This window comes from Shinella fusca (genome assembly GCF_014203155.1).
Taxonomy (GTDB): Bacteria; Pseudomonadota; Alphaproteobacteria; order Rhizobiales; family Rhizobiaceae; genus Shinella; species Shinella fusca.
In genome coordinates this window covers 1-25,533 of record NZ_JACHIK010000001.1, presented here as the reverse complement: position 1 = coordinate 25,533, position 25,533 = coordinate 1, and the positions used below count along the sequence as shown (strand labels likewise).

The 25,533-nt window shown below is 66.3% G+C and carries 20 protein-coding genes, 1 pseudogene and 1 riboswitch; of the genes and pseudogenes, 12 read left to right on the top strand and 9 right to left on the bottom strand.

All coding sequences use genetic code 11. The features are described from left to right. The first annotated feature begins 18 nt into the window (after window positions 1-18). Window positions 19-927 carry an alpha/beta hydrolase gene (locus HNQ66_RS00105; RefSeq protein WP_184139618.1) on the top strand — a complete coding sequence of 303 codons (909 nt, stop codon included), beginning with the start codon at window positions 19-21 and terminating at the stop codon, window positions 925-927. A 243-nt stretch (window positions 928-1,170) separates the two neighbouring features. On the opposite strand, the gene HNQ66_RS00100 is transcribed toward HNQ66_RS00105, so the two are convergent. Both HNQ66_RS00100 and fumC read right to left on the bottom strand, forming a co-directional pair. Next, window positions 1,171-2,241 (bottom strand): GGDEF domain-containing protein, encoded by a 1,071-nt coding sequence (locus HNQ66_RS00100; RefSeq protein ID WP_184139616.1) that lies wholly within the window; start codon window positions 2,239-2,241, stop codon window positions 1,171-1,173. 167 nt (window positions 2,242-2,408) lie between these two features. Further along, on the bottom strand, window positions 2,409-3,800 hold the full coding sequence (gene fumC, locus HNQ66_RS00095; protein WP_184139614.1) for a class II fumarate hydratase: 1,392 nt from the start codon (window positions 3,798-3,800) through the stop codon (window positions 2,409-2,411). A 526-nt stretch (window positions 3,801-4,326) separates the two neighbouring features. Between fumC and HNQ66_RS00090 the strand changes: the two genes are divergently transcribed. Next, window positions 4,327-6,207, top strand: a complete 1,881-nt coding sequence (locus HNQ66_RS00090; protein WP_184139612.1) for a L,D-transpeptidase family protein — start codon at window positions 4,327-4,329, stop codon at window positions 6,205-6,207. A gap of 40 nt (window positions 6,208-6,247) precedes the next feature. On the opposite strand, the gene HNQ66_RS00085 is transcribed toward HNQ66_RS00090, so the two are convergent. Beyond that, complete coding sequence (locus tag HNQ66_RS00085) at window positions 6,248-6,922, bottom strand: HAD family hydrolase (RefSeq protein ID WP_184139610.1); 675 nt, start codon at window positions 6,920-6,922, stop codon at window positions 6,248-6,250. Between the two features lie 189 nt (window positions 6,923-7,111). Here HNQ66_RS00085 and rpiA point away from each other — a divergent pair, with 189 nt between their 5' ends. The 5 genes from rpiA to HNQ66_RS00060 all read left to right on the top strand — a co-directional run bounded on the left by rpiA (window position 7,112) and on the right by HNQ66_RS00060 (window position 11,968). Continuing rightward, a complete protein-coding gene (rpiA, locus tag HNQ66_RS00080) occupies window positions 7,112-7,810 on the top strand; it encodes a ribose-5-phosphate isomerase RpiA (protein ID WP_184139608.1) in 699 nt (232 codons plus the stop codon). Between the two features lie 18 nt (window positions 7,811-7,828). Continuing rightward, entirely contained in the window at window positions 7,829-8,374 is a 546-nt protein-coding gene (locus HNQ66_RS00075) for a DUF2059 domain-containing protein (protein ID WP_184139606.1), read from the top strand. Between the two features lie 159 nt (window positions 8,375-8,533). Beyond that, window positions 8,534-9,922, top strand: a complete 1,389-nt coding sequence (gor, locus tag HNQ66_RS00070; protein WP_184139604.1) for a glutathione-disulfide reductase — start codon at window positions 8,534-8,536, stop codon at window positions 9,920-9,922. Window positions 9,923-10,076: 154 nt separating this feature from the next. Then, window positions 10,077-11,450: a class II 3-deoxy-7-phosphoheptulonate synthase gene (locus HNQ66_RS00065; protein ID WP_184139602.1), complete on the top strand. Its 1,374-nt coding sequence runs from the start codon at window positions 10,077-10,079 to the stop codon at window positions 11,448-11,450. Window positions 11,451-11,572: 122 nt separating this feature from the next. Then, window positions 11,573-11,968, top strand: a complete 396-nt coding sequence (locus HNQ66_RS00060; RefSeq protein ID WP_184139600.1) for a GFA family protein — start codon at window positions 11,573-11,575, stop codon at window positions 11,966-11,968. Window positions 11,969-11,970: 2 nt separating this feature from the next. Here HNQ66_RS00060 and HNQ66_RS00055 read toward each other — a convergent pair whose 3' ends face one another. The 4 genes from HNQ66_RS00055 to HNQ66_RS00040 form a co-directional block, all read right to left on the bottom strand. Then, window positions 11,971-13,689: a pilus assembly protein TadG-related protein gene (locus tag HNQ66_RS00055; RefSeq protein ID WP_184139598.1), complete on the bottom strand. Its 1,719-nt coding sequence runs from the start codon at window positions 13,687-13,689 to the stop codon at window positions 11,971-11,973. Between the two features lies 1 nt (window position 13,690). Further along, on the bottom strand, window positions 13,691-14,113 hold the full coding sequence (locus tag HNQ66_RS00050; protein ID WP_184139596.1) for a TadE/TadG family type IV pilus assembly protein: 423 nt from the start codon (window positions 14,111-14,113) through the stop codon (window positions 13,691-13,693). A gap of 144 nt (window positions 14,114-14,257) precedes the next feature. Beyond that, window positions 14,258-14,788 (bottom strand): DUF1003 domain-containing protein, encoded by a 531-nt coding sequence (locus HNQ66_RS00045; protein WP_184139594.1) that lies wholly within the window; start codon window positions 14,786-14,788, stop codon window positions 14,258-14,260. A gap of 155 nt (window positions 14,789-14,943) precedes the next feature. Beyond that, a complete protein-coding gene (locus HNQ66_RS00040; protein ID WP_210308625.1) occupies window positions 14,944-16,872 on the bottom strand; it encodes an LTA synthase family protein in 1,929 nt (642 codons plus the stop codon). A 295-nt stretch (window positions 16,873-17,167) separates the two neighbouring features. Between HNQ66_RS00040 and HNQ66_RS00035 the strand changes: the two genes are divergently transcribed. The 4 genes from HNQ66_RS00035 to bluB all read left to right on the top strand — a co-directional run bounded on the left by HNQ66_RS00035 (window position 17,168) and on the right by bluB (window position 22,421). After that, entirely contained in the window at window positions 17,168-18,847 is a 1,680-nt protein-coding gene (locus tag HNQ66_RS00035) for an NAD+ synthase (RefSeq protein WP_184139591.1), read from the top strand. Between the two features lie 145 nt (window positions 18,848-18,992). Continuing rightward, window positions 18,993-19,820 (top strand): TolB-like translocation protein, encoded by an 828-nt coding sequence (locus HNQ66_RS00030; protein ID WP_184139589.1) that lies wholly within the window; start codon window positions 18,993-18,995, stop codon window positions 19,818-19,820. 150 nt (window positions 19,821-19,970) lie between these two features. Further along, window positions 19,971-21,431: a diguanylate cyclase domain-containing protein gene (locus tag HNQ66_RS00025; RefSeq protein ID WP_184139587.1), complete on the top strand. Its 1,461-nt coding sequence runs from the start codon at window positions 19,971-19,973 to the stop codon at window positions 21,429-21,431. Window positions 21,432-21,462: 31 nt separating this feature from the next. Continuing rightward, a riboswitch (cobalamin riboswitch) is annotated at window positions 21,463-21,679 on the top strand. Between the two features lie 46 nt (window positions 21,680-21,725). After that, a complete protein-coding gene (bluB, locus tag HNQ66_RS00020; protein ID WP_184139578.1) occupies window positions 21,726-22,421 on the top strand; it encodes a 5,6-dimethylbenzimidazole synthase in 696 nt (231 codons plus the stop codon). On the opposite strand, the gene HNQ66_RS00015 is transcribed toward bluB, so the two are convergent. Further along, window positions 22,414-23,484, bottom strand: coding sequence for a DUF2865 domain-containing protein (locus HNQ66_RS00015; RefSeq protein WP_184139576.1), 1,071 nt, complete (start codon window positions 23,482-23,484; stop codon window positions 22,414-22,416). The two genes, bluB and HNQ66_RS00015, sit on opposite strands and share 8 nt — an antisense overlap. A 230-nt stretch (window positions 23,485-23,714) precedes the next feature. On the opposite strand from HNQ66_RS00015, the gene HNQ66_RS00010 reads away from it, so the two are divergent. Then, window positions 23,715-25,301, top strand: a complete 1,587-nt coding sequence (locus HNQ66_RS00010) for an ABC-F family ATP-binding cassette domain-containing protein (protein ID WP_184139574.1) — start codon at window positions 23,715-23,717, stop codon at window positions 25,299-25,301. Between the two features lie 115 nt (window positions 25,302-25,416). Here HNQ66_RS00010 and HNQ66_RS00005 read toward each other — a convergent pair. Continuing rightward, a pseudogene (locus HNQ66_RS00005) lies at window positions 25,417-25,533 on the bottom strand (IS110-like element ISAli16 family transposase); the annotation flags it as partial.

Here is a 25,533-nt window from a genome sequence, read left to right as displayed (position 1 = left end):
TTTTTCCGGATTCCCACTATGGCACCCTTTGGCTTGAAGGTCATCCGGCTCGCGCTTGCCGGCCTGTCGACGATTTCCCCGCATGCGGCCGGGCGCGCCGCCTTCCGCCTCTTCGCGACGACGCCGCGCCGCCGGCCGGCCAGTGTGAAGGAGAGGGAGCTGCTTGCCCGCTCCGAAGGCTGGATGCGGCAGGCCGAGCGCGTGCCGCTTACCTTTGACGGCGGCACGGCCGTCGCGCACCGTTTTGCCGCGCGGCCCTGCGCGCCCTTCGCCGGCCGTGTGCTGGTGGTTCACGGCTGGGGCTCGCGGGCGGCCTATCTTTCGGCATTGACGGAAGAGCTGGTCGCCGCCGGCCATGAGGTCGTCGCGCTCGACCTGCCGGGCCACGGCGCCTCGCGGGGGCGCACCCTGACGCTGCCGATGGCGGTGAGGGCGATCGACGCGGCCTGGCAGCGCTTCGGCGGCTTCGACCATTTCTGCGGCCATTCCTTCGGCGGGGCCTCGCTCGCCTGCGCGGCGCTCGGGCTGGTGCCGGGCGTGCCGGCGCACCGGCCGCGCCGGCTCGTCACCATCGGCTCGCCGAGCGAGATGACCTGGCTCTTCCGGGATCTCGGGCGCCTGCTGCGCCTCGGGCCGAAGGCGCAAGGGGCACTGGAAAACCATGTGGAGCGGATCGCCGGCGCGCCGCTTTCGGCCTTCGACGCGGCGAACGGGGCAGGGCGGCTCGCCATCCCCATGCTTGTCGTCCATGCGGAGGACGACAAGGAGGTGCCGGCCCTGCACGCGCGCCGCTACGCCGCTGCGGGATCGAACGTGACGCTCGAATGGGCGAACGGCTTCGGCCACCGCCGCATCGTCTCCGCCGAGCCCGTGATCGACCGTATTGTCGCCTTCCTCGCCGAGGACGGCCGGCGCATCGCGGCCTGAGGAAAGGCGGCCAGTCCCGGCAGGCGGATTTCTGTTGGCGCGCTAGAAGGGCTGGATCCAGACGAGGCTGCTCAGCATCAGGGCGGTGATGATCGTGAGTTCGAAAAATCCGGTTTGCATGGCACGTACCTCCGTGCCGCAAGAACGCGCGAGCCCTGCCACGGTTCCGCCCGATTGCACACTTTCCCGCCTCAAACGTAAACGGCGCCTCGCGGCGCCGTTCGAGGGTCGGGGAAAGCCGGCCTATTTCCGGTAGATCAGCCAGCTCTTGGCGAAGTCCTTCTTCATGCCGTCCTCGAAGGCCATGGTGCGGTTGCGCCCGGCGTTCTTGGCGCAGTAGAGCGCGATGTCGGCCTTCGAGTAGAGTTCGCCCGGCCCTTCCGCCCAGGAGGCCATGCACAGGCCGAGCGAGATGGTGATCGGGCCGTAGTTCACGCCGGTCTTGGAATTCTTGAAGGGCGTGTGCTCCAGCGCGGTGCGGATGCGCTCGGCGAGCGCCATCGCCTCTTCCTCGGTGTTGCCTTCCACGATCATCGCGAATTCCTCTCCGCCGGTGCGGGCGACGAGGATGTCCTTGCGTACGCTGGTGCGGATGAGGCTGCCGAGCGAGGCGAGGATCTTGTCGCCGACGGGATGGCCGTAGGTGTCGTTGATCTTCTTGAAATGGTCGATGTCGGCGAGGATCAGCGCCGTGACGCTGCGCGAGAGCGTGGAATTGTAGATCGCCGAGAGCTTGTCGTCGAAGGCCCGCCGGTTGGAGAGCTGCGTCAGCGAATCGGTGTTGGCGATGCGCTTGTATTCGTCGAGCTCCTTGCGGACATTCTCCATCTCGATCGATTTCTGCGCAACGTTCTCCACCATCTCCTTGCCCTGGCTGATGGTGTCGCCCGTCGCTTCCGTCAGCACGCCGATGGCGCTCTTGATGATGTCGACGCTGTTGGCGCTCTTGCCGCTGATGCGCACAAAGGTCTCGTCGAGCAGCCTGTTGTAGCTTTCGAGCGAGGTCTGCTCTTGCTTGAGCAGGCGCAGCAGGCCTTCCAGCTCGCCGGCGATCTTGGTGTGCGCGCCGTCGATGGCGTTCGCCCCGTGATGATGGCCGAAATAGCGCGCGCCGATCTCGTCCAGCTCTTCCTGCGAGGCCTTGCTGCCGAGGGCGGCGAGGTCCCGCGTCAGCTTCGGGTTCGAGCCGATATAGGCCTCGTAGAACAGCTCGTAGTTCCGCGGAATGGGGGAAACGCCCATTATGCGCATGGCATAGGTCACCTGTGCCGCGATGTCCGGCACCTGAACCTTTTGCGCAACTGCCGTGTTCATGTCGGCTGCTCCTGATCTCGCATATTCGCTCCCGACCCGTAAAATACGATGTAAATGCTTTGGGAATGATTAACGATTGCGGATGACGCAGCGGCAAGGCGAGGACAAAAAAGGCCGCAGATTCAATGATCTGCGACCTTTCATCAGGAATGGCTGAAGAAAATCCCTCAACCCGGCATAATCATTTTTTCCGGGCGTACAACCGCGTCGAATTCCTCGTTGGTGACGTAGCCGCCGCCGACGGCCTCCTCACGCAGCGTCGTGCCGTTCTTGTGGGCGGTCTTGGCGATCTTGGCGGCGTTGTCGTAGCCGATCTTCGGGGCGAGCGCCGTCACCAGCATCAGCGAACGGTCGAGCGCCGCCTTGATGTTGTCCTCGCGGGCCTCGATGCCGACGACGCAATTGTCGGTGAAGGAGATCGCGGCGTCCGAGAGGAGCTGGACGGACTGCAGGAAATTGTAGGCCATCAGCGGGTTGAAGACGTTGAGCTCGAAATGGCCCTGGCTGCCGGCGAAGGTCAGCGAGGCATGGTTGCCGAAGACCTGGGCGCAGACCTGGGTGAGGGCTTCGCACTGGGTCGGGTTGACCTTGCCCGGCATGATCGAGGAGCCCGGCTCGTTTTCCGGCAGGGCGAGTTCGCCGAGGCCCGAGCGCGGGCCGGAGCCGAGGAAGCGGATGTCGTTGGCGATCTTGAAGAGCGCGGCGGCGGCCGCATTGATCGCGCCGTGCGAGAAGACCATGGAATCGTGCGCGGCAAGCGCCTCGAACTTGTTCGGCGCGGTCTTGAAGGCGATGCCGGTGATCTTGGCGATCTGGTCGGCGACCTTTTCGGCAAAGCCGACCGGGGCGTTGAGGCCCGTGCCGACGGCGGTGCCGCCCTGGGCGAGCTCGCAAAGGCCCGGCAGCGTCAGTTCGATGCGCTTGATGGAGGAGGCGACCTGCGCGGCGTAGCCGGAAAATTCCTGGCCGAGCGTGAGCGGGGTGGCGTCCTGCGTGTGCGTGCGGCCGATCTTGATGATGTGGTCGAAGGCCTTGACCTTGGCTTCCAGCGCGGCATGCAGGTGCTTGAGGGCCGGCAGGAGGTCATGGACGATCCGCTCGGCGCAGGCGATGTGCATGGCCGTCGGATAGGTGTCGTTCGACGACTGGCTCATGTTGACGTGGTCGTTCGGATGCACCGGCTTCTTGGAGCCCATGACGCCGCCGAGCATCTCGATCGCCCGGTTGGAGATGACCTCGTTGGCGTTCATGTTGGACTGGGTGCCTGAGCCCGTCTGCCAGACGACGAGGGGGAAGTGGTCGTTCAGCTTGCCGTCGATGACTTCCTGCGCGGCGGCGACGATCGCCTCGCCGAGCTTCGGGTCGAGGCGGCCGAGTTCCATGTTGGCGCGGGCGGCGGCCTGCTTGACGATGCCGAGGGCACGCACCACGGCGAGCGGCTGCTTTTCCCAGCCGATCTTGAAATTGCCGAGCGAACGCTGCGCCTGCGCGCCCCAATAGCGGCTATTGTCCACCTCGATGGGGCCGAATGTATCCGTTTCCGTGCGCGTCGATGTCATTGTGCTTCCCGCTTAAAGCCCATGCGCTTCGTCCTGACGCCGGCGATGCCGCCGCATGGGGCGCGGCAGGCCGGGCGGACGCGAAGCCTTCGGCCGCGCCCGCGCGAAATCGCGCAATTCTCTGGCCCATCTGCGTCGCCGTTGCAAGGGGCGGATGGCGCCTCGGCAACGAGACTTTCGGTTAAAATCGATTAGCCGGCGGGCGAGGGAAAAGAGCGGGCCCGGTGCCGCGCGCAGGCTGTGCTTTTTCCAACACAACCGGCGGCTCATTTTTTCTACCTTGCAAGGAGGAGGGCGGCGGGAAAAGCCTGTCCAATGTCAAAAATCCGTGACGGTTCAAATTTTTATCCCCTCCCGCCCGTCCTTTCCGGCAAGGCCCGCAATGACGGTTTCGTGAGCGCTGGGAGAGGATGCGGGAAGGGGCGTTTCCTTTTCATTCACCATCCTTTCCTATAACTTACCGGCCTGCTGGTTCGGGCGTCGCCAGAAGCCGCTTAGGGCGGTTTATTCGGGGAATGGATTACTGATGAGACTTACCAAGACTGCCGTGCTGGCCGCCGCGCTGGCTCTTTCCTGCGCTACGATCACGCTCGATGCCGCACCCGCAAACGCCCTGACCCTGATGGACATCATCCGCGGCGGCAAGAAGAAGGAGCCGAAGCGCGAGGCGCTTCCCGGCGTGGAAACCGGCACCGCGCTGCCCGGCGCGGAAGCCCGCCAGGAGGCCAAGCCCCTGCCGCGCGTCACCGGCCCGCGCTACTACACCTACAAGGCCGACGCGCTGAAGCGCATCGCCACCGACAAGCTGGCCGACCCGGTCGTGACCAGCTCGATCTCCGCCGACGTCGCGCCGGCCGGCGATGCGGGCATCCGCGCCGCCTTCGGCAACGTCAGCGCGCGGGCCACCCCCGACGCCGCCAAGGCCGTCGAGGCGTTCTACAGCGCCAACCGGAAGTTCCTCTGGGTCGAGGGCACGGGCATCAGCGAGAAGGCGAAGGCGGCGATGGCCGTGCTCGCCGACGCGGCCGCCGTCGGCCTCGATCCCGCCGACTACGCCGTGACGCCGCCGGCCGAGACGTTCGACAGCGCCGACATGGCGAAGCGCTATGGCGATCTTGCAAGCTTCGAGATTTCGCTTTCGGCTGCCGTCGCGACCTATATCGAGGACGCCGTGCGCGGGCGCGTCGATCCCAACCGCATCTCCGGCTACCACGATTTCAAGCGCAAGGAGGTCAACCTCCTTGCCGCGCTGAAGAACGTCGCGCTCAGCGGCAACGTGAAGGCCTATCTGGAAAGCCGCTCGCCGGCCAATGCCGATTTCGAAGCGCTGAAGGCCGAGCTTGCGAAACTGAGGGCCGAGACGGCGGCGGAAGACCGGGTGGTCATCGCCGAGGGCACGCTGCTAAAACCCGGCCAGAGCAATCCGGAACTGGCCAATATCGTCAAGGGCATCGTCAAGCACGGCTCGGATGCGCTGAAGAGCGAGCATGCGGCAACGCTTGCCGCCTATCAGGGCACGCCCGAATATACGCCGGAACTCGTCACCCTCGTCGAGGCGTTCCAGAAGGAGAAGGGGCTGAAGCCCGACGGCATCGTCGGCAATGCCTCGATCCGCAAGCTGACGGGCGGCGATTCGGTCGAGGACAGGATCGCCAAGCTCGACGTGGCGCTGGAGCAGGCGCGCTGGCTGCCGGCCGATCTCGGCCAGCGCCACGTCTTCATCAACCAGCCGGCCTTCATGGTCTATTACTACGAGGACGGCGCGGAAAAGTTCTCGATGCGCACGGTGGTCGGCTCCAAGTCGCACCAGACCTATTTCTTCGAGGACAAGATCCAGACCGTCGAGGTCAATCCCTATTGGGGCGTGCCGCAGTCGATCATCATCAACGAGATGCTGCCGAAGCTCAGGAGCGATCCGTCCTATCTCGACCGGATGGGCTATGAAGTGGCCGTGGGCGGCCGCGCCGTGCCTTCGTCCTCGGTCAACTGGTACGGCTCGACGGCGGGCGTTTCCGTGCGCCAGCCGCCGAGCGGCGACAATGCACTCGGCGAATTGAAGATCCTCTTCCCGAACAGCCATGCCATCTACATGCACGACACGCCCTCGAAGAGCTTCTTCAAGCGGGACATGCGCGCGCTCAGCCACGGCTGCGTGCGCCTTGCCGAGCCGCGCAAGATGGCGGCCGCTGTCCTTGGCGTCAGCGAGGCGGACGTCGGCAAGGAGATCGCCTCCGGCCGCAACAAGGCCATCGGCGTGAAGGCCGATATCCCGATCTACGTCGCCTATTTCACGGCCTGGCCGGACAAGGACGGCAAGGTCCAGTATTTCGACGACGTCTATGGCCGCGACGACTACATGCGCAAGGCCTTCGCCGCGACCAGCGCGGCGCGTGGGGTCGAGGGCTGATCGGGCGCCGGCAGGCGGATGAGGGGCTTTCGCCCCGCCGTCACCGGGCGAGCAATTCTTCCACCAGGGCCGGCGTCAACTCGTCGAAATGGGCGATGACGTGGCTCGGGTCGAGGTCGGCGACCGGGACGTCCGAATAGCCGAAGGGCACGCCGATGGAGGGCACGCCCGCGTTGCGGGCGACGAGCATGTCGTTGAGGCTGTCGCCGATCATCACGGTACGCTTCGGCTCGGCCCCGGCAAGGCGCACCGTGCCGAGGAGGTGTTCGGCGTCCGGCTTGCGCACGGCGAAGGTGTCGCCGCCGGTAATCGCGGCAAAGCGCGGCGTAAGCGCGAGGCCTTCGAGCAGCCGGCGGGCGAGGCCTTCCGTCTTGTTGGTGCAGACGGCAAGCCGGTGACCGGCGCCGGCAAGCCGGTCCATGGCTTCGGCAAGGCCCGGGAAGGGCGTCGAGACGCCCGGCATCGCCTCGGCATAGTGGTCGACGAAGGCGGTGAGCATTTCTGCCAGTTCGCCGTCGGAAATCTCGCGTCCGCGCATCGCGAAGGCGCGCTTGATCATCACCTGGCCGCCATGGCCGACGAGATAGGTGAGGTCGCCGTAGGTCACCGGCTCGAGGCCGGCGAGGCCGATCGTGTGGTTGAGGCTCGCCACGAGATCGTGCGCCGTGTCGATGAGCGTACCGTCGAGATCGAAGACAACGAGGGGGGAATTCATGGGCAGTACCTTGCGGGAAGGAGGAGGGAGGCTTCCGGCCTAAGCGATGGCGCGGGCTTTTGCAATCGGCTTCGGCCCGCTGGGGATGCGCCGATTTTGGCTTTCGTTTGCCATTCAGGGCGTGTAAGTGTCTCACCGGAATTTCGGCGGCCCATGTGCGCCGGCTGGCACCGTTGGGGGAGTTTGGGCATGGACGCCCGGGAAATGAAGATCAAGGCGGCCGAAGCCGCGCTTGCCCATGTGGAAGACGGCATGCGCCTCGGCATCGGCACCGGCTCGACGGCGGAAGAGTTCGTGCGCCTTCTTGCCGAGAAGGTCGCCGGCGGCCTTCGGGTCGAAGGCGTGCCGACCTCCGAGCGCACGGCGCGGCTGTGCCTGGAACTCGGCGTGCCGCTGAAATCGCTCGACGAACTGCCCGAGCTCGACCTTGCCATCGACGGCGCCGACGAGGTGGACGGCCGCCTCAACCTCATCAAGGGCGGCGGCGGCGCGCTCCTGCGCGAGAAGATCGTCGCGGCCGCCTCGCAGCGCATGATCGTGATCGCCGACGAGAGCAAGGTGGTCGAGACGCTCGGCGCCTTCAAGCTGCCGATCGAGGTCAATCCCTTCGGCCTCGTCTCCACCCGCATCGCCATCGAGAAGACGGCCGACCGGCTCGGCCTTTCGGGACCGATTTCGCTGCGCGCCTCCGGCGACGGCACCTTCACCACGGATGGCGGGCACTACATTCTCGACGCATCTTTTGGCCGCATTCCTGATGCAGATGCGCTCGCAAGCCGCCTCAATGACATACCGGGCGTCGTCGAACACGGCCTCTTCATCAACATGGCGTCGCTGGCCATCATCGCGGGACCCGCGGGTGCGCGCACGCTGACGGCAAAAGACTAGACAGGAGCACAGACCGACATGATCAAATTTGCTGGTTTCGGCCGGACCCTCGCGGCGACCCTCATCGTTTCGGCAAGCCTTGCCGGCGCCGTCAGGGCGCAGGACGTGACGGACGAGCAGATCAAGGCCGCGCGCACGGCCATCGACGCCATCGGCGCGACGAGCCGCTTCGACAATATCCTGCCCGGCCTTGCCGCCCGCGTGAAGTCGACGCTCATCCAGGCCTCGCCGAACCACGAATCGGAGATCAACACGGTCGTCGACGAGCAGGCGCTCGCGCTTGCCTCGCGCCGCGCCGACCTCGAGAAGGAAGCCGCGACCATCTACGCCAAGACCTTCACGCAGGACGAGCTGAAGGCCATCGCCGACTTCTACAATTCGCCCGTCGGCAAGAAGCTCCTGTCGGACGGCCCGATCGCCACGCGCGAAGTCATGAAGGCCGCCGAGATCTGGGCGAACGGCGTCGACCGCGACCTTCGTGCCGAGAGCGGCAAGAAGCTGGATGCGATGATCGGCACGACGACCCCGGCCGAAGGCGGCGAAGCGCAGACGCAGCAGCAGTAATCGTCGGAAAGGCGGCCTCAAGGCCGCCTTTTTCCTTTCGGGCCGTTCCTTTCGGGAGCGGCCTTTTCCTTTTCAGTCCGCACTCCCTATATTCGGCGGGCCCCAAGGCGGATTCGCCCGCGGGCGCTTCGTCCAGGCCCGCCCGCAGGAGATCATCACATGACGGCATTCGACTACGACCTCTTCGTCATCGGTGGGGGCTCGGGCGGCGTGCGCAGCGCGCGCCTTGCGGCCGGCATGGGCAAGAAGGTGGGTATTGCCGAGGAATTCCGCTTCGGCGGCACCTGCGTCATCCGCGGCTGCGTGCCGAAGAAGCTCTATGTCTACGCCTCCCAGTTCCACGAGCATTTCGAGGACGCGGCGGGCTTCGGCTGGACGGTCGGCGAGACGCGCTTCGACTGGAAGGCGCTGGTCGCCGCCAAGGAGGCCGAGATCACGCGGCTCGAGGGCCTTTACCGCAAGGGCCTCGACAATGCCGGCGCGACGATCCTCCAGACCCGCGCCGTGCTGGTCGGGCCGAACACGGTGCGCCTGACGGCGACCGACGAACTGGTGACGGCCGAGCGCATCGTGATCGCCGTCGGCGGCCATCCGACGCCGCATTTCGACCTGCCCGGCCACGATCTCTGCATCACCTCCAACGAGGCCTTCGACCTTGCCGAACTGCCGAAGTCCATCCTGATCTCCGGCGGCGGTTATATCGCCGTCGAATTCGCCAACATCTTCCACGGGCTCGGCGTCGAGACGACACTGATCTACCGCGGCAAGCAGATCCTCTCGCGCTTCGACCAGGACATGCGCGCAGGCCTGCAGGCGGCGATGATCGCCAAGGGCATCCGCGTCATCTGCGAGGACATCATCACCCATGTCGCCGAAGGCGAGGGCGGCCGGCGCACCGTGACGACCAAGGCGGGCGAAACGCTCGTCGTCGACCAGGTGATGCTGGCGCTCGGCCGCGTGCCGAACACGGCGCGCCTCGGGCTGGAGACGGCGGGCGTCAGGACGAACGAGAAGGGCGCCATCGTCGTGGACGACTATTCGCGCACCAACGTTCCGGGCATCTTCGCGCTCGGCGACGTGACCGACCGCGTGCAGCTCACCCCCGTCGCGATCCACGAGGCCATGTGCTTCATCGAGACGGAGTTCCGCGGCAATCCCGTCTCGCCGGACCTCGACCTCATCGCCACCGCCGTCTTTTCCCAGCCCGAGATCGGCACGGTCGGGCTCAGCGAGGAGGAGGCCGCGAAGAAGTTCGACGACCTCGAAGTCTACCGCGCCGAATTCCGCCCGATGAAGGCGACGCTCTCCGGCCGGCAGGAGAAGACGATCATGAAGCTCATCGTCAATGCCGGCGACCGCAAGGTCGTCGGCGCGCATATCCTCGGCCACGAGGCGGGCGAGATGGCGCAGCTCCTCGGCGTCTCGCTGAAGGCCGGCGTCACCAAGGACGATTTCGACCGCACCATGGCCGTGCACCCGACGGCGACGGAGGAGCTGGTGACGATGTACCAGCCGAGCTATCGCGTGCGGAGCGGCCAGCGGGTCTGAGACGAAGGCGTATCGCGACGGCCACAGGGCGCAAACGGAGCGATGCCGGCTGGAAAGCCGGCTATGCAAGAACCATCTAACGGTCTATAAGCCCGCATCTTCTAAATGAGTGGCGTCTTCCGGCTCCGGCAGGCGCTTAGGACAGGTGAGTATCATGGCACAGAATTGGACGCCGAGCAGCTGGCGGGACAAGCCCATCAGCCAAGTTCCGGAATATCCCGATCTCGCCGCATTGGCGGCGACCGAAGAGCGCCTCGCGAAGTTTCCGCCGCTCGTCTTCGCCGGCGAAGCGCGCCGCCTCAAGGCTTCGCTCGCCAACGTCGCCGAAGGCAAGGGCTTCCTGCTTCAGGGCGGCGACTGCGCCGAGAGCTTCGCCGAACACGGTGCCGATACGATCCGCGACTTCTTCCGCGCCTTCCTGCAGATGGCCGTGGTGCTGACCTTCGGCGCCCAGCAGCCCGTCGTGAAGGTCGGCCGCATCGCCGGCCAGTTCGCCAAGCCGCGCTCCTCCGGCTTCGAGAAGCAGGGCGACGTGACGCTGCCCTCCTACCGCGGCGACATCATCAACGGCATCGAGTTCACGGAAGAGGCCCGCGTGCCGAATCCGGAGCGCCAGATCATGGCCTACCGCCAGTCGGCCGCGACGCTGAACCTGCTTCGCGCCTTCGCCATGGGCGGCTATGCCAACCTGGAAAACGTCAACCAGTGGATGCTCGGCTTCGTCAAGGATTCGCCGCAGGCCGAGCGCTACCGCAAGCTCGCCGACCGGATCTCCGAGACGATGGACTTCATGAAGGCCATCGGCATCACCTCGGAGAACCACGCGAACCTGCGCGAGACGGATTTCTTCACCAGCCACGAGGCGCTGCTGCTCGGCTACGAGCAGGCGCTGACGCGCGTGGATTCCACCTCGGGCGACTGGTACGCCACGTCCGGCCACATGATCTGGATCGGCGACCGCACGCGCCAGCTCGATCATGCCCATGTCGAATACTGCCGCGGCATCAAGAACCCGCTCGGCCTCAAATGCGGCCCGTCGCTCCAGCCCGACAACCTGATCGAGCTGATCGACGCGCTGAACCCGGCCAACGAGGCCGGCCGCCTGACGCTGATCTGCCGCTTCGGCCACGACAAGGTCGCGGAAAACCTGCCGCGCCTCATCCGCGCCGTGGAGCGGGAAGGCAAGAAGGTCATCTGGTCGTGTGACCCGATGCACGGCAACACGATCACGCTCAACAACTACAAGACCCGCCCGTTCGAGCGGATCCTGTCGGAGGTCGAGAGCTTCTTCCAGATCCATCGGTCGGAAGGCACGCATCCGGGCGGCATCCACATCGAGATGACCGGCAACGACGTCACGGAATGCACGGGCGGCGCCCGCGCGCTTTCCGGCGACGACCTTGCCGACCGCTACCACACCCATTGCGATCCGCGCCTCAATGCGGATCAGGCGCTGGAGCTCGCCTTCCTCCTTGCCGAGCGCATGAAGGGCGGCCGCGATGAAAAGCGCATGGTGGTGAACGGCTGATCGCGTTTCGTTCACGCTTCGGTTCCGTAAATTAGCGGAGCTGATGCAAGCATTCAGGAATGTGAAATTGACAGGACCGGGCCGGCTGGCAAAGCTGGCCCGGTTTTCGTTCGGGAGGAAGAATGAGCGAGGAACATACCGGCCATTGCCTGTGCGGGGCGGTGCGCTTTCGCACCGTCGGCCCCTTGCGCGACGTTATAGCCTGTCATTGCAGCCAGTGCCGGCGGCAGACCGGCCATCACTACGCCGCCACCAATGTCGGGGACGACCGGCTGACGGTGGAGGGCGGCGAGAACGTCACCTGGTACAGGGCGAGCGATATGGCCAGCCGCGGCTTCTGCCGCACCTGCGGCTCGGCGCTGTTCTGGAAGGGCGACGGTTCGGACTATACCTCGATCATGGCCGGCGCCTTCGACCGGCCGACAGGGCTGAAGATCGGCGTCCATATCTTCTGCGCGGACAAGGGCGACTATTACGAGATCGACGACGGCGTGCCGCAATTCCCGCAGGCCCGGTAGGCTCATTGCACGAGGGCGGGCCGCTGGCAGCGCACGCCCGTCACCGTGACGTCGGCCTCGCCGATCCTGACCCCGGCCACCAGCAGCAGGTTGTAGAGAAGCTCGTCGATGGCGGGCGTCACGGCCGTCAGCGTCGAGGCGAGCGCCTTGGTGACCAGCGAGGTGTTGAGCGCAAGGTTCAGGAGCTTGATGTCGACTTCCACGTCCATGTCGCCGATCAGGGTCTTGACGGCGGAGGTGAGCGTGTCGCGCGTCGATACGGTCTTCGTCGTCCTCGCGGCGATCTCGGTCGGCGAATAGGTGAGGCGGGTCTTGCCGAGGTTCTTCACCTCGCCATGCGCCAGCGCATTGATGGCAAGCAGCGCGGAATCGACGATGCGGGCCTTTTCGACACGCGGCTCGTCGGAAAAATCCGAAAGGACGGAAGGATCGACCTTGCCGATCGCGATCTCCGCGACGCCCGGCACGGTATCCACCGCCACCTCGGCATTTTCCGGCGTACCGCCGAGGCAGCGGATGTCGGCGAGCTTCGCCTCCGACGCGGCGACCTCCACGTAGAGCGGCAGTTTAACGCGCAGGCCCGCAAGGGCGGCAAGGCCGTCGATGCTCACCTCGACGGCAAGCCGGGTCTGGGCGCTGCGCACGGCGCTGCCGGGTGCGCCGAGCCGATGGGCGGGCGTTTCGACCGGCGGCTCGCCGATGGCGAGCTTCACGCTGACGCCGGCAAGGCCGGGAAGGGCGGCGCCGGCGTCGAGCGCCACCTGCTTGCCGCTATTGGCGAGCCCCGCGGCGGCGGATATCATCTGCAGCGCATTGACGGACATCGCCCAGTCGCCGCCGGTCGCGACGGCAAGGCCCTTCTTCGGATCGAGGTTGAGGATGCGCGAGAGCGGCAGCTTGACCTTGCTGCCGGCCGTCGCCTGCTCGATGAGGCGCAGCGCCGAACGCACGGGGCCGGAAAGCCCGTCCACGGCGCCCATCGCGGCGAGAAGCTCGGGCATGGTGAGGCCGGCATTCAGCACGTCCTCGTAGGTCGCCGCCGTCAGGTCGAGGCGGGTCGCGACCGCCTTGAGGAAGGGCTGGGCGGAAATATCGGCATCGACGAGCGCCCGGTAATCCATCGCCTTCAGGGAGAGGGTCGTGCCGAGAAGCTGGCCGAGCAGGGCATTGAGGATGCCGTCGTTGAGGCTGGCAAGGCGCGTGCCGAGCGAGAAGGCGGCGATCTTCGAACGCGAGGCCGTGCCCGTCGCGGAAAGGAGCGGCGGCTTCGGCAGGAACATCGCCGACACGAAGAGATCGGCGGGCCGGCTGAGGGTGACGCGCGCGGCGTCGGCATCCGCGCCGGCGGGCTTGAAGCGCGCCTCGGGTGCGATATCGGGATCGGCGACGTAGCGGCCGCGCTCGACCTGGGCGGCCGCAAGGGGCATGGCGTCCCTTGCGAGCGCGATTGCCGGGGGAATGATGAGCCCGTCCCTGCCCGTGACGGTGACGGGCAGCTTGTTGAGCGCGAAATAGGCTGCGGCCGACTTCTCCGCCTCACCGACGCTCGAGGCGGCGGCGATGGCGGCAAGGTCCACTGAAGCCTGCAACTGGCGCCGCTGCACGGTGAAATAGCCGTAGTCGACGCCGAGGGCGAGCGAGAAGATCATCAGCGGCAGGCTGAGGGCGGCGAGCGTGCCGATATTGCCGGAGCGGTCGGCAAGGAGGCGGGGCGGCTGCATCCTACAGCCCTCCCACGCGCACCGTGGCATAGCGCTCGATCTTCTCCTGCGGCAGGGCGAAGGTGAAGAGCTTCCAGATCGGCAGGTCGCTGGAATCGTAGGTGATCGTCACGGTGAACTGGTCGGCATTGCCGGGATCGTCGCTGACCTCGACATGCATCTTCGCCCGGTTGATGAAGGAATAGTCGAGGCGCGAGGCGTCGAGATAGCGATTGACCAGCGTGACGCGCTCGGCCGGGTTGAGGCCGGCCACCGCCGTGCGTGCCGCATCCGCCGCGATCTGCTGCACGGAATGGGTGACGGAAAGGTAGATGCCGTAGGCGATCAGCGTGAAGAGCGTGAGAAAGAAAAGCGGCGCGATGATCGCGAATTCCAGCGCCGAGGTGCCGGCGCGATCCTTCGACAGGCGGGTAAGGGCGTGCATGACATCTCCTCCTTGGGATTGTCTGGCGACGTGGCATTCCCGCATCCGGAAGGCGGATGCACGCATATCGTGCTCCGCGAATCTTAATTTCTCCTATAGATTGATTTTGTGAGATTTATGGGTATTTCAGGTTGTGGTGACGTGTCATTCCTGCTGCCGCAGCGCCTCGCGCAGGCGCAGGATTTCCAGCTTGAGGGCGGCGATCTCGTCGAGGAGATAGGTGTCGATCTTGTGATGCAGCGCGATCAGCTCGATCTCGGCCTTCAGGTTGACCTCGTAGTCCTTGGAGGCCTCGAAGCGGTCGCGGGCGGCCTGCCGGTTCTGCGACATCATGATGATCGGCGCCTGCAGCGCCGCGAGCATGGAGAGCACGAGGTTGAGGAAGATGAAGGGATAGGGGTCGAAGGCATCCCGCGACAGCAGGACGGTGTTGGCGAGCGTCCAGACGACGAGGAAGAGGAGGAAGCCGATGATGAAGGTCCACGATCCGCCGACCCGGGCGATGGCATCGGCCACCCGGTCGCCGAGCGATTGCCGCGCCTCGTAGGCGACGTTGCGGTCTTCCGAGAGGATGCGTCCCTCGCGGGAATGCAGCAGTACCTCCCGCTCCGTCTCGTCGAGCTGGTCGGCGGACTTGCCGAAGAGGATCTGTGCGGCGTCGTCGAAGGGTCTCATGGCGGGGCTCCGGAGGGAATCAGAACCGTTAGCCTAGAGTCTGTCAGGGAAAAGTGGAAACCGGTTTTCCCGAAAAGGCAAACGAAAACAAACAATCCCGGAGTCTGTCCGGTTCAGAATGAGTCGGACAGACTCTGGCGCCGTTCCGATGAAAATCAGTAGCCCGCCGACATCAGTTCCGCATGGGAATCGAAGAAGCGTTCAAGGCCGTACTGCTTGCCGAACATGATGTCGTGCTGGAGGAAGCGGTAGTCGCGCACCAGCGGGTCGACGGTCTTCTGGCGGGCCCAGTCGGGCGTCGCGTTGCCCTTGGCGTCGATCAGCATGTAGCGGTCGATGACGCGGAGCCTGTCGTGCACGGCGCCGAGGAAGCCGGTGTAGTAGGGATGCTCGAAGCCCGCCTCCTTGAGGAGGTAATAGGAGAGGAAGGCCGGGCTGATCGTGCCGATCTCCTTGTCGACGCCGGTCTTGTTCGACCAGATGACGAGCGGGGTCTCGTGTTCCTTCTTCATCTGCTCGGGCGTGCCCTTGCGCGAGGCGGTGATGCCCTGCATGTAGCCGGAGTTCTTGTAGACCGTGTTGAGCGGCGGCAGGTGGTCGCCGAAGATGACGATGATCGTCTCGCGGTCGCGTTCCTTCGCCCAGTCCATCAGCATCTTCAGGCTGCCGTCGGCCTCCTTCACGCCCTGCGCGTAGCTTGCGAGCATGCGCGTGTCGCGGGCGTCGAGCCGGCCGTCGACCTTGATGTCGGTCCTGGCGTAGCGGCCGTCGTCATAGGGGCCATGGCCCTGCAGCGTGACGGCGAAGAAGAAGAACGGATCCTCCTGGCTGTCCGCCTGGCGGATGATCTCCTTGGTCAGCGCCTCGTCCGAGGTGAAGTTGCCGCGCTTTGCCAGAGGCGGCATCTTGTCGACATCCTTGAAGGTCTCGAAGCCGAAGGCCTTGTAGACGCTCGTGCGGTTCCAGAACCAGCCGGAGAACGGGTGGATGGCGCGCGCCGTATAGCCTTCCGCGCGGAAGAACGTGGCGAGCGAGGGGATCGGCTTGCGCACATACTGCTGGTAGGGAATGCTGCCCGTCGGCAGGAAGGCGTTGGAGAAGCCCGTCAGCGCCTCGAACTCGATATTGGCGGTGAGGCCGCCGAACTCCGGCGAGAAGACGGAGCCGCTGCGGTTCTTGCGGATCACCGGCATCGGGTCTTCCGAGAGCTTGACCGTGTCGAGGCGCGTCGGGTCCCACAGGGACTCGCTCATCAGCACGATGACGTCCGGCTTGGAGCGGTGCGTCGTGCCGGCGGGCATGGGCTTCGACGGGATCTTGTCGATGGCGTCGATCATGTAGCCGGCCGGCGCCTTGACGTTGGCCATCGGCAGGTTGATCGCGAACGCCATGACGAAGCCGTTATGGCGGTAGTTCTCCGCCTGGTCCCACATGATCGGGAAGACCTTCAGCCGGTCGCGGACCCAGGAGAAGTCGTTGTAGTCCATGATCGAGACGAAGCCGGCGAGAAGCGGCAGCGCAAGGGCGAGGCGCGTCAGGCGCTCCTTGCCCGTCAGCGGCCGGAAGCGGCGCCAGGCGAAGACAAGGAGGCTGACGAGGCCGACGACGGCGAAGACGAGCGCGACCGCAAGGCCGGCGGCCGTCCACGGCCGGTCCTTCACGAGGACCGGCATCAGTTCGAGGATCTGGCGGCCGAAGAGCAGGTCCGTCGGATAGAGCGGGTCGGTCAGGAAGACCTGCTTCTGCTGCGAGATGAAGCCCATCAGCACGGCGAGCGGGAAGACGATCAGCACGGCCTTGTGCTGGCGGCCGATCAGCGCGTCGACGGTGAGGAAGAGCAGGAAGAAGACGCCGACCGTCGTCCAGCCCGGCTGCTGCGGATTGGTCAGGAACGTCCAGGTCTGGGCGAGCGAGCCGCGCGTGATGAGCTCGATGGCGGTGACGGTGAGAAGGGCGAGGAGCCCGGAGACGGCAAGCGAGCGCAGCACGGCGAGCGCCCTGGCATGGCGCGTGAGGAAGCCTGCCTTGCCGGCACGCTCTTCGGTGGTTTCGATCGCCACGGCTGCGGATGTAAAGATAGCCAAGGCCGTCTCCAGATTTCATAAAAGTTTCGCGTATCTGTCATACGGATGTCATCTTGAACAGGGGATGAACGGTTTCAGCAACGTTCTCGCGGTGGATTGGTTCCCCCTGTTGCGAGGCCGCCATGAGCGCCGGAAGCATTGAAAAACGAGGACTTGCAGGCGAAGGATGCGTAATCGGCGCCGCGCTTCATTCCCAAAACGTCCCCGATGCTCTAAAGAGCTTGTCGACCGTTCGAGATGCGACAACCGCGTGCGGCCGCAGGATCGGACACCATGAGGAGACGGGTCCGCAGACATGACTTCCGAGACTGAAAAGACGACCCTGCGCATCGCCGTCGCGCAGCTCAACCCGACCGTCGGCGACGTCGCCGGCAACCTTGCCAGGGCGCGTGCCGCCCGCGAGGATGCCGCCCGGCAGGGCGCCGACCTCCTGCTCCTGACGGAACTCTTCATTTCCGGCTATCCGCCGGAGGACCTCGTGCTGAAGCCGGCCTTCCTGAAGGCCTGCCGCCGGGCGATCGACGATTTTGCCGCCGATACGGCGGATGGCGGCCCGGGCGTCGTCATCGGCTTTCCCCGGCAGGACGAGACGGGGCGCTACAACGCCGTCGCCGTGCTCGATGCCGGCAAGGTGATCGCCGTCCGCGACAAGGTGGACCTGCCGAACTACGGCGAGTTCGACGAGAAGCGCGTCTTCGACCAGGGGGCCATGCCGGGGCCGGTGAATTTCCGCGGCGTGCGCCTCGGCATCCCGATCTGCGAGGACATCTGGGGCGAGCTCGGCGTGTGCGAGACGCTGGCCGAGAGCGGCGCGGAAATCCTCCTGTCGCCGAACGGCTCGCCCTATTATCGCGGCAAGGTGGACGTGCGCCACCAGGTCGCCCTCAGGCAGGTCATCGAGACCGGCCTGCCGCTCGTCTATGCCAACCAGCTCGGCGGGCAGGACGAACTGGTCTTCGACGGTGCGAGCTTCGCCTTCAACGCCGACAAGACGCTCGCCTTCCAGATGAGCGAGTTCGAGGAGGCGATCGCGCTCACCACCTGGAAGCGGCAGGGCGGCGGCTGGGTGTGCGACGCTGGCCCGATGTCGCGCATTCCCGAAAGCGAGGAGGCGGACTACCGCGCCTGCCTGCTGGGCTTCCGCGACTACGTCAACAAGAACGGCTTCAAGAACGTGGTGCTCGGCCTTTCGGGCGGCATCGACTCGGCCATCTGCGCGGCCATCGCCGTCGATGCGCTCGGCGAGGAACGCGTGCGCTGCGTGATGCTGCCCTACCGCTACACCTCGAAGGATTCGCTGAAGGACGCGGCCGATTGCGCCAAGGCCCTCGGCTGCCGCTACGACATCGTGCCCATCGAGGCGCCGGTGACGGGCTTCCTCTCCTCGCTCGCCGAGCTCTTCGAGGGCACGGAAGAGGGGATCACCGAAGAAAACCTGCAGAGCCGCGCGCGCGGCACCATCCTCATGGCGATCTCCAACAAGTTCGGCTCGATGGTCGTCACCACCGGCAACAAGTCGGAGATGTCGGTCGGCTACGCCACGCTCTACGGCGACATGAACGGCGGCTTCAACCCGATCAAGGACCTCTACAAGATGCAGGTCTACGCCCTTTCGCGCTGGCGCAACGCCCATGTGCCGCCGGGCGCGCTCGGGCCTTCCGGCGAGGTCATTCCGGCCAACATCATCGACAAGGCGCCCTCGGCGGAGCTGCGCCCCAACCAGACCGACCAGGATTCGCTGCCGCCCTATCCGGTGCTCGACGATATCCTCGAATGCCTCGTCGAGAAGGAGATGGGCACCGACGAGATCGTCGCGCGCGGCCACGACGAGGCGACGGTCCACCGCATCGAGCACCTGCTCTACATCGCCGAATACAAGCGCCGCCAGTCCGCCCCCGGCGTCAAGATCACCAAGAAGAACTTCGGCCGCGACCGCCGCTATCCCATTACCAACCGCTTCCGCGACCGGGGGTAGGAGCGCGTTAACCCTTGCAGGCAAAGGGCGGCCCGGCAGGATTGCCGCAAGGCCGCCTTTTGCTATCGTCCGCAGGTTTTGCGGAGGCGGCGATGGCAGCCGCGCCGTGCCGAAGGTGGCCATTGGCAGCGAGATGGGAAACGCCGTGCGCAGCTCCGTCGAAATCCACAATATCGTGACCGGCGAGACCCGTGTCGTCTGGCAGACGGAGCGGCTGGTGGAGGCGCCGAATTTTTCGCGCGACGGGGCGTTCCTCATCGTCAATGGCGACGGGCTGCTCTATCGCCTGCCGCTCGATGGCGGCAGGCCCGTGAAGATCGACACGGGCTTTGCCACCCGCTGCAACAACGACCACGGGATTTCGCCGGACGGTGCGCTGATCGCGATCAGCGACAAGGTGGAGTTCGGCAAGTCGGCGATCTACCTGCTGCCGTCGGAAGGCGGCACGCCGCGGCTTGCGACGCCCAACCTGCCGTCCTACTGGCACGGCTGGTCGCCGGACGGCGGGACGCTCGCCTATTGCGGCATTCGCGGCGACCTCTTCGACATCTATACGATCCCGGTCACGGGCGGCGAGGAGCGGCGGCTTACCTTCGGGGAAGGACGCAACGACGGGCCGGATTATTCCGCCGACGGCGAATGGATCTACTTCAACTCCAGCCGCACCGGCCGAATGCAGATCTGGCGGGTGCGGCCGGACGGCGGCGAGGTGACACGCATCACCGACAGCCCCTATGGCGACTGGTTCCCGCATCCTTCGCCGGACGGCCGGAACCTGCTGGTGCTTTCCTATGACGGCGACGTCTTCGACCATCCGCGCGACCTTACCGTCCGGCTGCGGCTGATGGATGTCGACGGCGGCAATGCGCGCGTCCTCTTCGAACTTTTCGGCGGGCAGGGCACGATGAACGTGCCGAACTGGTCGCCGGACGGCACGGAATTCGCCTTCGTGCGCTACGCGCCGGTGCGTTAAGCTTTCGCTCACCAGCCCGCTTAAACGAATCTTGCCGTCTGCCGGCTAGTCTTGCCGCAACGATGTCCGGGAAATCCGGCGGGGGACAGGCAGGGAAAGATGGCGGGCAGCATGGGCGATGGGCGTGGGATACGCCGACGCAGATTAGGGATGGCGATCCGGGCGGCGGCGGTGATGATCGTCGGCCTGTTCGTGGCCGCGAACTATTTCGTGCTGGAATATTCGATCGAACGGGCCGACAGCTTCGTCGCCGAGACCGAGCGCACGCTGGTGCGCAACGAGTTCAGCCACCAGATCGACCAGGTCGTCCAGTACCAGAGCCAGATTTCCTTCTGGGACAAGACCTTCCAGGAGCTGGAAGACGGTATGCCGGGCCACGCCTTCATCCGCGACCAGATCCGCGACTGGATGTGGGCCGACTTCGGCTTTTCCTGGATGATCTTCACCTCGCCGGACGGCGAGAAAATCCTCGGCGTGCACAATGGAAAGGCGGTTTCCGAGCGCAAGGCGCGCGAGAAGCTTTACTGGGTGAGCGACCTGACGCGCCGGGCCGAACAGGCCTACCGTGCCGCGCTTTCGCCCGACCGCGGCGGCTGGCAGGTCGCCCGCGCCCGGCGCGACCCCGATCTCCTGACACCGGCGCTGCCGAATATCCATGTCACCGGCATGCGTCTCATCGACCGCGTCATGAGCATCGTCGTGGTGCAGGCGGTCATTCCGAAGACCCTCTACATTCCCGCGAGCCGCCGCGAGCCGATCCTGCTCGTTACCGTCAAGCCGGTCTCCGGCAAGATGCTGGCGAACACGGCAAGCCGCCTCGGCGTGCACGATCTCGGCTTCACGCCCATCGTGACGGAGGAGCCGGGCCTGCTGATGACGCCGGTCGGCGGCGACGGCTACAATCCCATGGTCGCTTCCTGGCGCCCGAACATGCCGGGCTCTTTCGTCTGGCAGTCGGCGGTGCCGCAGATCGCGATCTTCGTGGTGGCCTTCGCGGCGGTCATGCTCTTCGTCGCCGTGCGCTTCTCCTCCCTCGTCAAGGCGCTCCAGCGCAGCGAGGCGAAGAACGCCTTCCTCGCGCGGCACGATCCGCTGACCGGCCTCAAGAACCGCAGCGGCTTCGACGAGGAGGTTTCGCGCGCCGTGCGCAAGGGAGAGGACAAGCCCTTCGCGATCCTCGCGCTCGACCTCGACAAGTTCAAGGCCGTCAACGACCGGCACGGCCATGCGGCCGGCGACACGGTGCTGCAGGCCGTCGCCCGGCGCTTTTCCGACAGGATCGGTCCGCGCGGCACGGTCGCCCGTCTCGGCGGCGACGAGTTCTGCGTGCTGCTTGCGGGCGAATACGACCGCGCCGACCTCGTGGCGCTCGCGGAGGATCTGGTGCGCGACACGCAGGTGCCCGTCGCCTATGACGGCCAGCTTCTCCTCATCGGCGGCAGCGCCGGCATCGCCCAGTTCCCCGAGCACGGCGGCTCGGTCCACGACGTCATGGTGATGGCCGACGCCGCGCTCTATGCGGCCAAGAACGGCGGGCGCAACCGCGCCGTCCATGCCGGCGATATCGGCAGCGAGGCGGTCGCCGAGGCTGCCGCGGCGCGCGCCGCCTGACGCGGGGGCTTGATCGGGCGCGGGAGGCGTGCGCATATCCTTCCCGTCAGGTGCCCGCTTCGGCGGGAGAATCGGGAATCCGGTGCGGAAGCGCTCCAAGACCGGAACGTGCCCAACGCTGTGACGGGGATGGCTGGACCTTGAAAGCCTGAGTCGATTCAGGCTTTTGCCACTGGTTTTTCAACCGGGAAGGCAGGTGCGGCCAGATGAACCGGAGTCAGAAGACCGGCCTGGCGAGATAGACCGCACCCGCGCGGACGGCGGAAGGTTGCACGCATTGTTGGGGAGATGACGATGCGAACCGAACCCCTGGATCCTCTGGTCCGGGCGGGCGCCTTTTCTTGCGAGGAGAGGCAGGCCGTCTACCGTGCCATCGAAACGCGCCGCGACGTGCGCGACCAGTTCCTGCCCGAGCCCCTGCCGGACGATCTCGTCGGCCGCCTGCTGCATGCGGCCCACAGCGCGCCGTCCGTCGGCTTCATGCAGCCGTGGAATTTCCTTCTGGTGCGCAGCGAGGCGACGCGGCGGGCGGTGCATGCCGCCTTCCTGAAGGCCAATGCCGAGGCGGCCGAAATGTTTGCCGGCGAGCGGCAGGCCGCGTACCGCGCGCTGAAGCTCGAAGGTATCCTGAAGGCGCCGCTCTCCATCTGCGTGACCTGCGATCCGACGCGGGGCGGCACCGTGGTGCTCGGGCGCACGCACAATCCGCGCATGGACGTCTATTCCACCGTCTGCGCGGTGCAGAACCTGTGGCTCGCCGCGCGGGCGGAGGGCGTCGGTGTCGGCTGGGTCAGCATCTTCCACGACAGCGATATCCGGCAGGCGCTCGCCATTCCCGAGCATGTCGAGATCGTCGCCTGGCTCTGCGTCGGCTATATCGACAAGCTTTATGCCGAGCCGGAGCTTGCGGTGAAAGGCTGGCGCCAGCGCCTGCCGCTGGAAGAGCTGGTGTTCGAGGAGCGGTGGCCGGAGGGGGCGGGCGTCAGTTGACGCCGGCATCGGCCGGGCGACCGAGGTCTATGGCGGATTCGCTCGACGGCAGGAAGACCGGCCCGACCGTGCGGACCTTGTGCTTTGCCGGGTCGTAGTCGCGCTCCTCGACCGTCACGGGCTTTTTCGCCACGGTGGCCTTGGGCAGGGTGCGGATGTCGGTGACGGAGCCTTCCGCCGGCTCGTCCGTCTCGCCCCTGGCGACCTTCTCGCGCTTGATCATGTCCTGGTAGTAGGCCGAGAGGTTGCAGCCGCAGCTTCCCGGCTTGGAGAGATCGCGCGTGCGGTAGGAGAAGGCGTTCTGCAGCTCGACATAGGGCCGGCCGGTGACGGTGGACGTCATCTGCTCGGTCTCCTGCCCTTCGGCCATCGACTGGTAGAAGAGCTCGGTTTCCGTCTGCGGGCACATCATGGCGCAGACCTGCTGGTCGCGGCGGAAGTCCATCGGCGAGGCGTTGGAGGAGATCGGGAAGAAGCCGCCGTCGCACGTACGCACGCAGACCGTGCGCAGGTTGCCGTGGCCCGAGCCGCCGAGCCGGCGCAGTTGCAGCCGCTCGCTGCCCTCCGGCGCGGTGCCGAGCGGCAGGGTGCGCGTCTCGTCGAGCGTGCGCAACGTTTCCGTCGCGGCGATGGGCATGACCTCGGCATTGTCGTTGCAGCCGTTCTTCTCCAGCGCCGCGAGAAGGCGCCCGCGCTCGCCCCTCGAGGAGGTGCCGCCGGCAAATTCGCGGCGCTTCTTGTCGAGGATATCGAGGTTGCGCTCCATCCTGTCGATGACGGTGGAGAGCGTCGCGCAGGCGTCGGCATTCGCCCCGCCGATCACGATGATGCTGCCGCTGGAGCAGCCGAGGCGGCGCTGGTCGCTTTTCGCCTTGCGGAGCTGGATGTTCTGCCGGGTGATGGCGCCGGCATATTTGCGCACGCTGGCGGTATCGACGATCACCGTCGGCAGGTTGGCGATGTCCCTCTGGATGCGCTCGCACACGCCCGCCATCGCGCCGCCGGAAAGGAAAAGCGGCACGCCGGCGGCGACAATGGACAGGAGGCGGATGCAGCCCCTCATGTTCTCTATCCCTCGGCAAGCGTGGCAAGACAGGGCCTTATCATAGGCGAGAGCGGGGCTCATGCAACGCGCTCCCGCATTTGTGATTAACGGCGCGGCGTCCCTCAGCCTTGCAAGAGGGGCGTTCGGACCCTAGATTGGCGCCATCGCAGCACCGACCGGATGGTACGTCATGGATTTCAACCCGACCGCAAACCGACTTCGTTTTGTCATCGGGGAAAACCGTATCCATGCCGCATTCCATCACGCTTTCCAAAATCACCTGGTCGACGCCTGACGGCCGCACGCTCCTTTCCGATCTCGACCTGACCTTCGGCGCCGAACGCGCCGGCATTGTCGGCCGCAACGGCGTCGGCAAGACGACGCTGCTGAAGCTTGCCGCGGGCAAACTGTCGCCGCGGGCGGGCTCGGTGACGGTGGACGGTACGCTCGGCGTCCTTCGCCAGAGCGTGCAGGTGGGCCCGCGGGAAACCATCGCCGGCCTCTTCGGCATTGCCGATGCGCTCTCCCTTCTCGCCCGCGCCGAGCGGGGCGAGGCGGATGCCGCAGCCCTTGCCGAAGCCGATTGGACGCTGGAGGCGCGCCTTGCCGCGGCGCTCGCCCGCGTCGGGCTGGAGGCCGAGCCCGAAACGCCGCTCGCCGCGCTTTCCGGCGGGCGGCGCACCCGGGCGGGGCTTGCCGCGCTCCTCTTCGGCGAGCCGGATTTCCTGCTGCTCGACGAGCCGACCAACAATCTCGACCGGGAGGGACGGCGCGCCGTCATCGATATGCTGGCCGGCTGGCGGGCCGGCGCCGTCGTCGTCAGCCACGACCGCGAGCTGCTTGAGACCATGGACGCTATCGTCGAGCTGACGAGCCTCGGCGCCACGCGCTACGGCGGCAACTGGAGCGCCTACCGGGCACGCAAGGCGCTGGAGCTCGCCGCCGCCCACCGCGACCTCGCCGACGCGGAGAAAGAAGCCGCCGACATCGCCCGCACCATGCAGGCGCTTGCCGAGCGCAAGGCGCGCAAGGACAGCGCCGGGCGGCGCAAGAAGGCGCGCGGCGACCTTCCGCGCATCGTGCTCGGCGGGATGAAGGAGCGCGCGGAGCTGACGGGCGGAGCCAATGCGCGCCTTGCCGAAAGCCGGCAGGGGCAGGCGGCGGAGGCCGTGGCCTCGGCACGCGAGCGCATCGAAATCCTCCAGCCGCTGACCGTCACCGTGCCGTCGACGCAGCTTCCGGCAAACAGGACGGTTCTGCGCATGGAGGGGGTGACGGCGGGCTATGCGCCGGAGCGGCCGGTGATCCGCGACCTCTCCTTCGCCATGACGGGGCCGGAGCGGGTGGCGGTGACGGGGCCGAACGGGGCGGGCAAGACGACACTGCTTTCGCTGGTCACGGGCCGGCTCGCGCCCTTTGCCGGCAGCGTGCGGCTCTTCACCGAGGCCGCCATGCTCGACCAGCGCGTCAGCCTGCTCGATCCGGCGCTGTCGATCCGCGACAATTTCCTGAGGATCAATCCGGATGCGGACGAGAATGCCTGCCGGGCGGCGCTGGCGCGCTTCATGTTCCGGGCGGATGCCGCCCTGCAGATCGCCGGCAGCCTCAGCGGCGGCCAGCTCCTGCGCGCCGGCCTTGCCGCGGTGCTCGGCGGCGCCCGCCCGCCGGCGCTGCTCATCCTCGACGAGCCGACGAACCATCTCGACATCGAGGCCGTCGAGGCGGTGGAAGCGGGCCTGCGGGCCTATGACGGCGCACTCCTCGTCGTCAGCCACGACGAGGCGTTCCTGGAGGCGATCGGCATCACGCGGCGGCTGGAACTCGTCTCGGCGTGAGCTGACAAGCGCCTTCCACCCTGCTTTCCGTCATGCTCGGGCTTGACCCGGGCATCCATGCCACAAGCGGCGGCGTGCCGTGGGACGTGGATCCTCGGGTCAAGCAACCGTGGAGTCATTGAGAGAGGGCTGCCTGTGATCGGGCGATTGCATTGAGGATTGTCATGAGCTTTCGAATGGTTGCGACCATTGCGAGCTTGAATGGTTTTCCCCTGCCGCGCAGGCGCTGATA

Coding starts and splice junctions, on each gene's coding strand:
- HNQ66_RS00105 (WP_184139618.1), top strand. CDS start 19: ATGGCACCCTTTGGCTTGAAGGTCATCCGGCTCGCGCTTGCCGGCCTG.
- HNQ66_RS00100 (WP_184139616.1), bottom strand. CDS start 2,241: ATGAACACGGCAGTTGCGCAAAAGGTTCAGGTGCCGGACATCGCGGCA.
- fumC (WP_184139614.1), bottom strand. CDS start 3,800: ATGACATCGACGCGCACGGAAACGGATACATTCGGCCCCATCGAGGTG.
- HNQ66_RS00090 (WP_184139612.1), top strand. CDS start 4,327: ATGAGACTTACCAAGACTGCCGTGCTGGCCGCCGCGCTGGCTCTTTCC.
- HNQ66_RS00085 (WP_184139610.1), bottom strand. CDS start 6,922: ATGAATTCCCCCCTCGTTGTCTTCGATCTCGACGGTACGCTCATCGAC.
- rpiA (WP_184139608.1), top strand. CDS start 7,112: ATGGACGCCCGGGAAATGAAGATCAAGGCGGCCGAAGCCGCGCTTGCC.
- HNQ66_RS00075 (WP_184139606.1), top strand. CDS start 7,829: ATGATCAAATTTGCTGGTTTCGGCCGGACCCTCGCGGCGACCCTCATC.
- gor (WP_184139604.1), top strand. CDS start 8,534: ATGACGGCATTCGACTACGACCTCTTCGTCATCGGTGGGGGCTCGGGC.
- HNQ66_RS00065 (WP_184139602.1), top strand. CDS start 10,077: ATGGCACAGAATTGGACGCCGAGCAGCTGGCGGGACAAGCCCATCAGC.
- HNQ66_RS00060 (WP_184139600.1), top strand. CDS start 11,573: ATGAGCGAGGAACATACCGGCCATTGCCTGTGCGGGGCGGTGCGCTTT.
- HNQ66_RS00055 (WP_184139598.1), bottom strand. CDS start 13,689: ATGCAGCCGCCCCGCCTCCTTGCCGACCGCTCCGGCAATATCGGCACG.
- HNQ66_RS00050 (WP_184139596.1), bottom strand. CDS start 14,113: ATGCACGCCCTTACCCGCCTGTCGAAGGATCGCGCCGGCACCTCGGCG.
- HNQ66_RS00045 (WP_184139594.1), bottom strand. CDS start 14,788: ATGAGACCCTTCGACGACGCCGCACAGATCCTCTTCGGCAAGTCCGCC.
- HNQ66_RS00035 (WP_184139591.1), top strand. CDS start 17,168: ATGACTTCCGAGACTGAAAAGACGACCCTGCGCATCGCCGTCGCGCAG.
- HNQ66_RS00025 (WP_184139587.1), top strand. CDS start 19,971: ATGGCGATCCGGGCGGCGGCGGTGATGATCGTCGGCCTGTTCGTGGCC.
- bluB (WP_184139578.1), top strand. CDS start 21,726: ATGCGAACCGAACCCCTGGATCCTCTGGTCCGGGCGGGCGCCTTTTCT.
- HNQ66_RS00015 (WP_184139576.1), bottom strand. CDS start 23,484: ATGAGGGGCTGCATCCGCCTCCTGTCCATTGTCGCCGCCGGCGTGCCG.
- HNQ66_RS00010 (WP_184139574.1), top strand. CDS start 23,715: ATGCCGCATTCCATCACGCTTTCCAAAATCACCTGGTCGACGCCTGAC.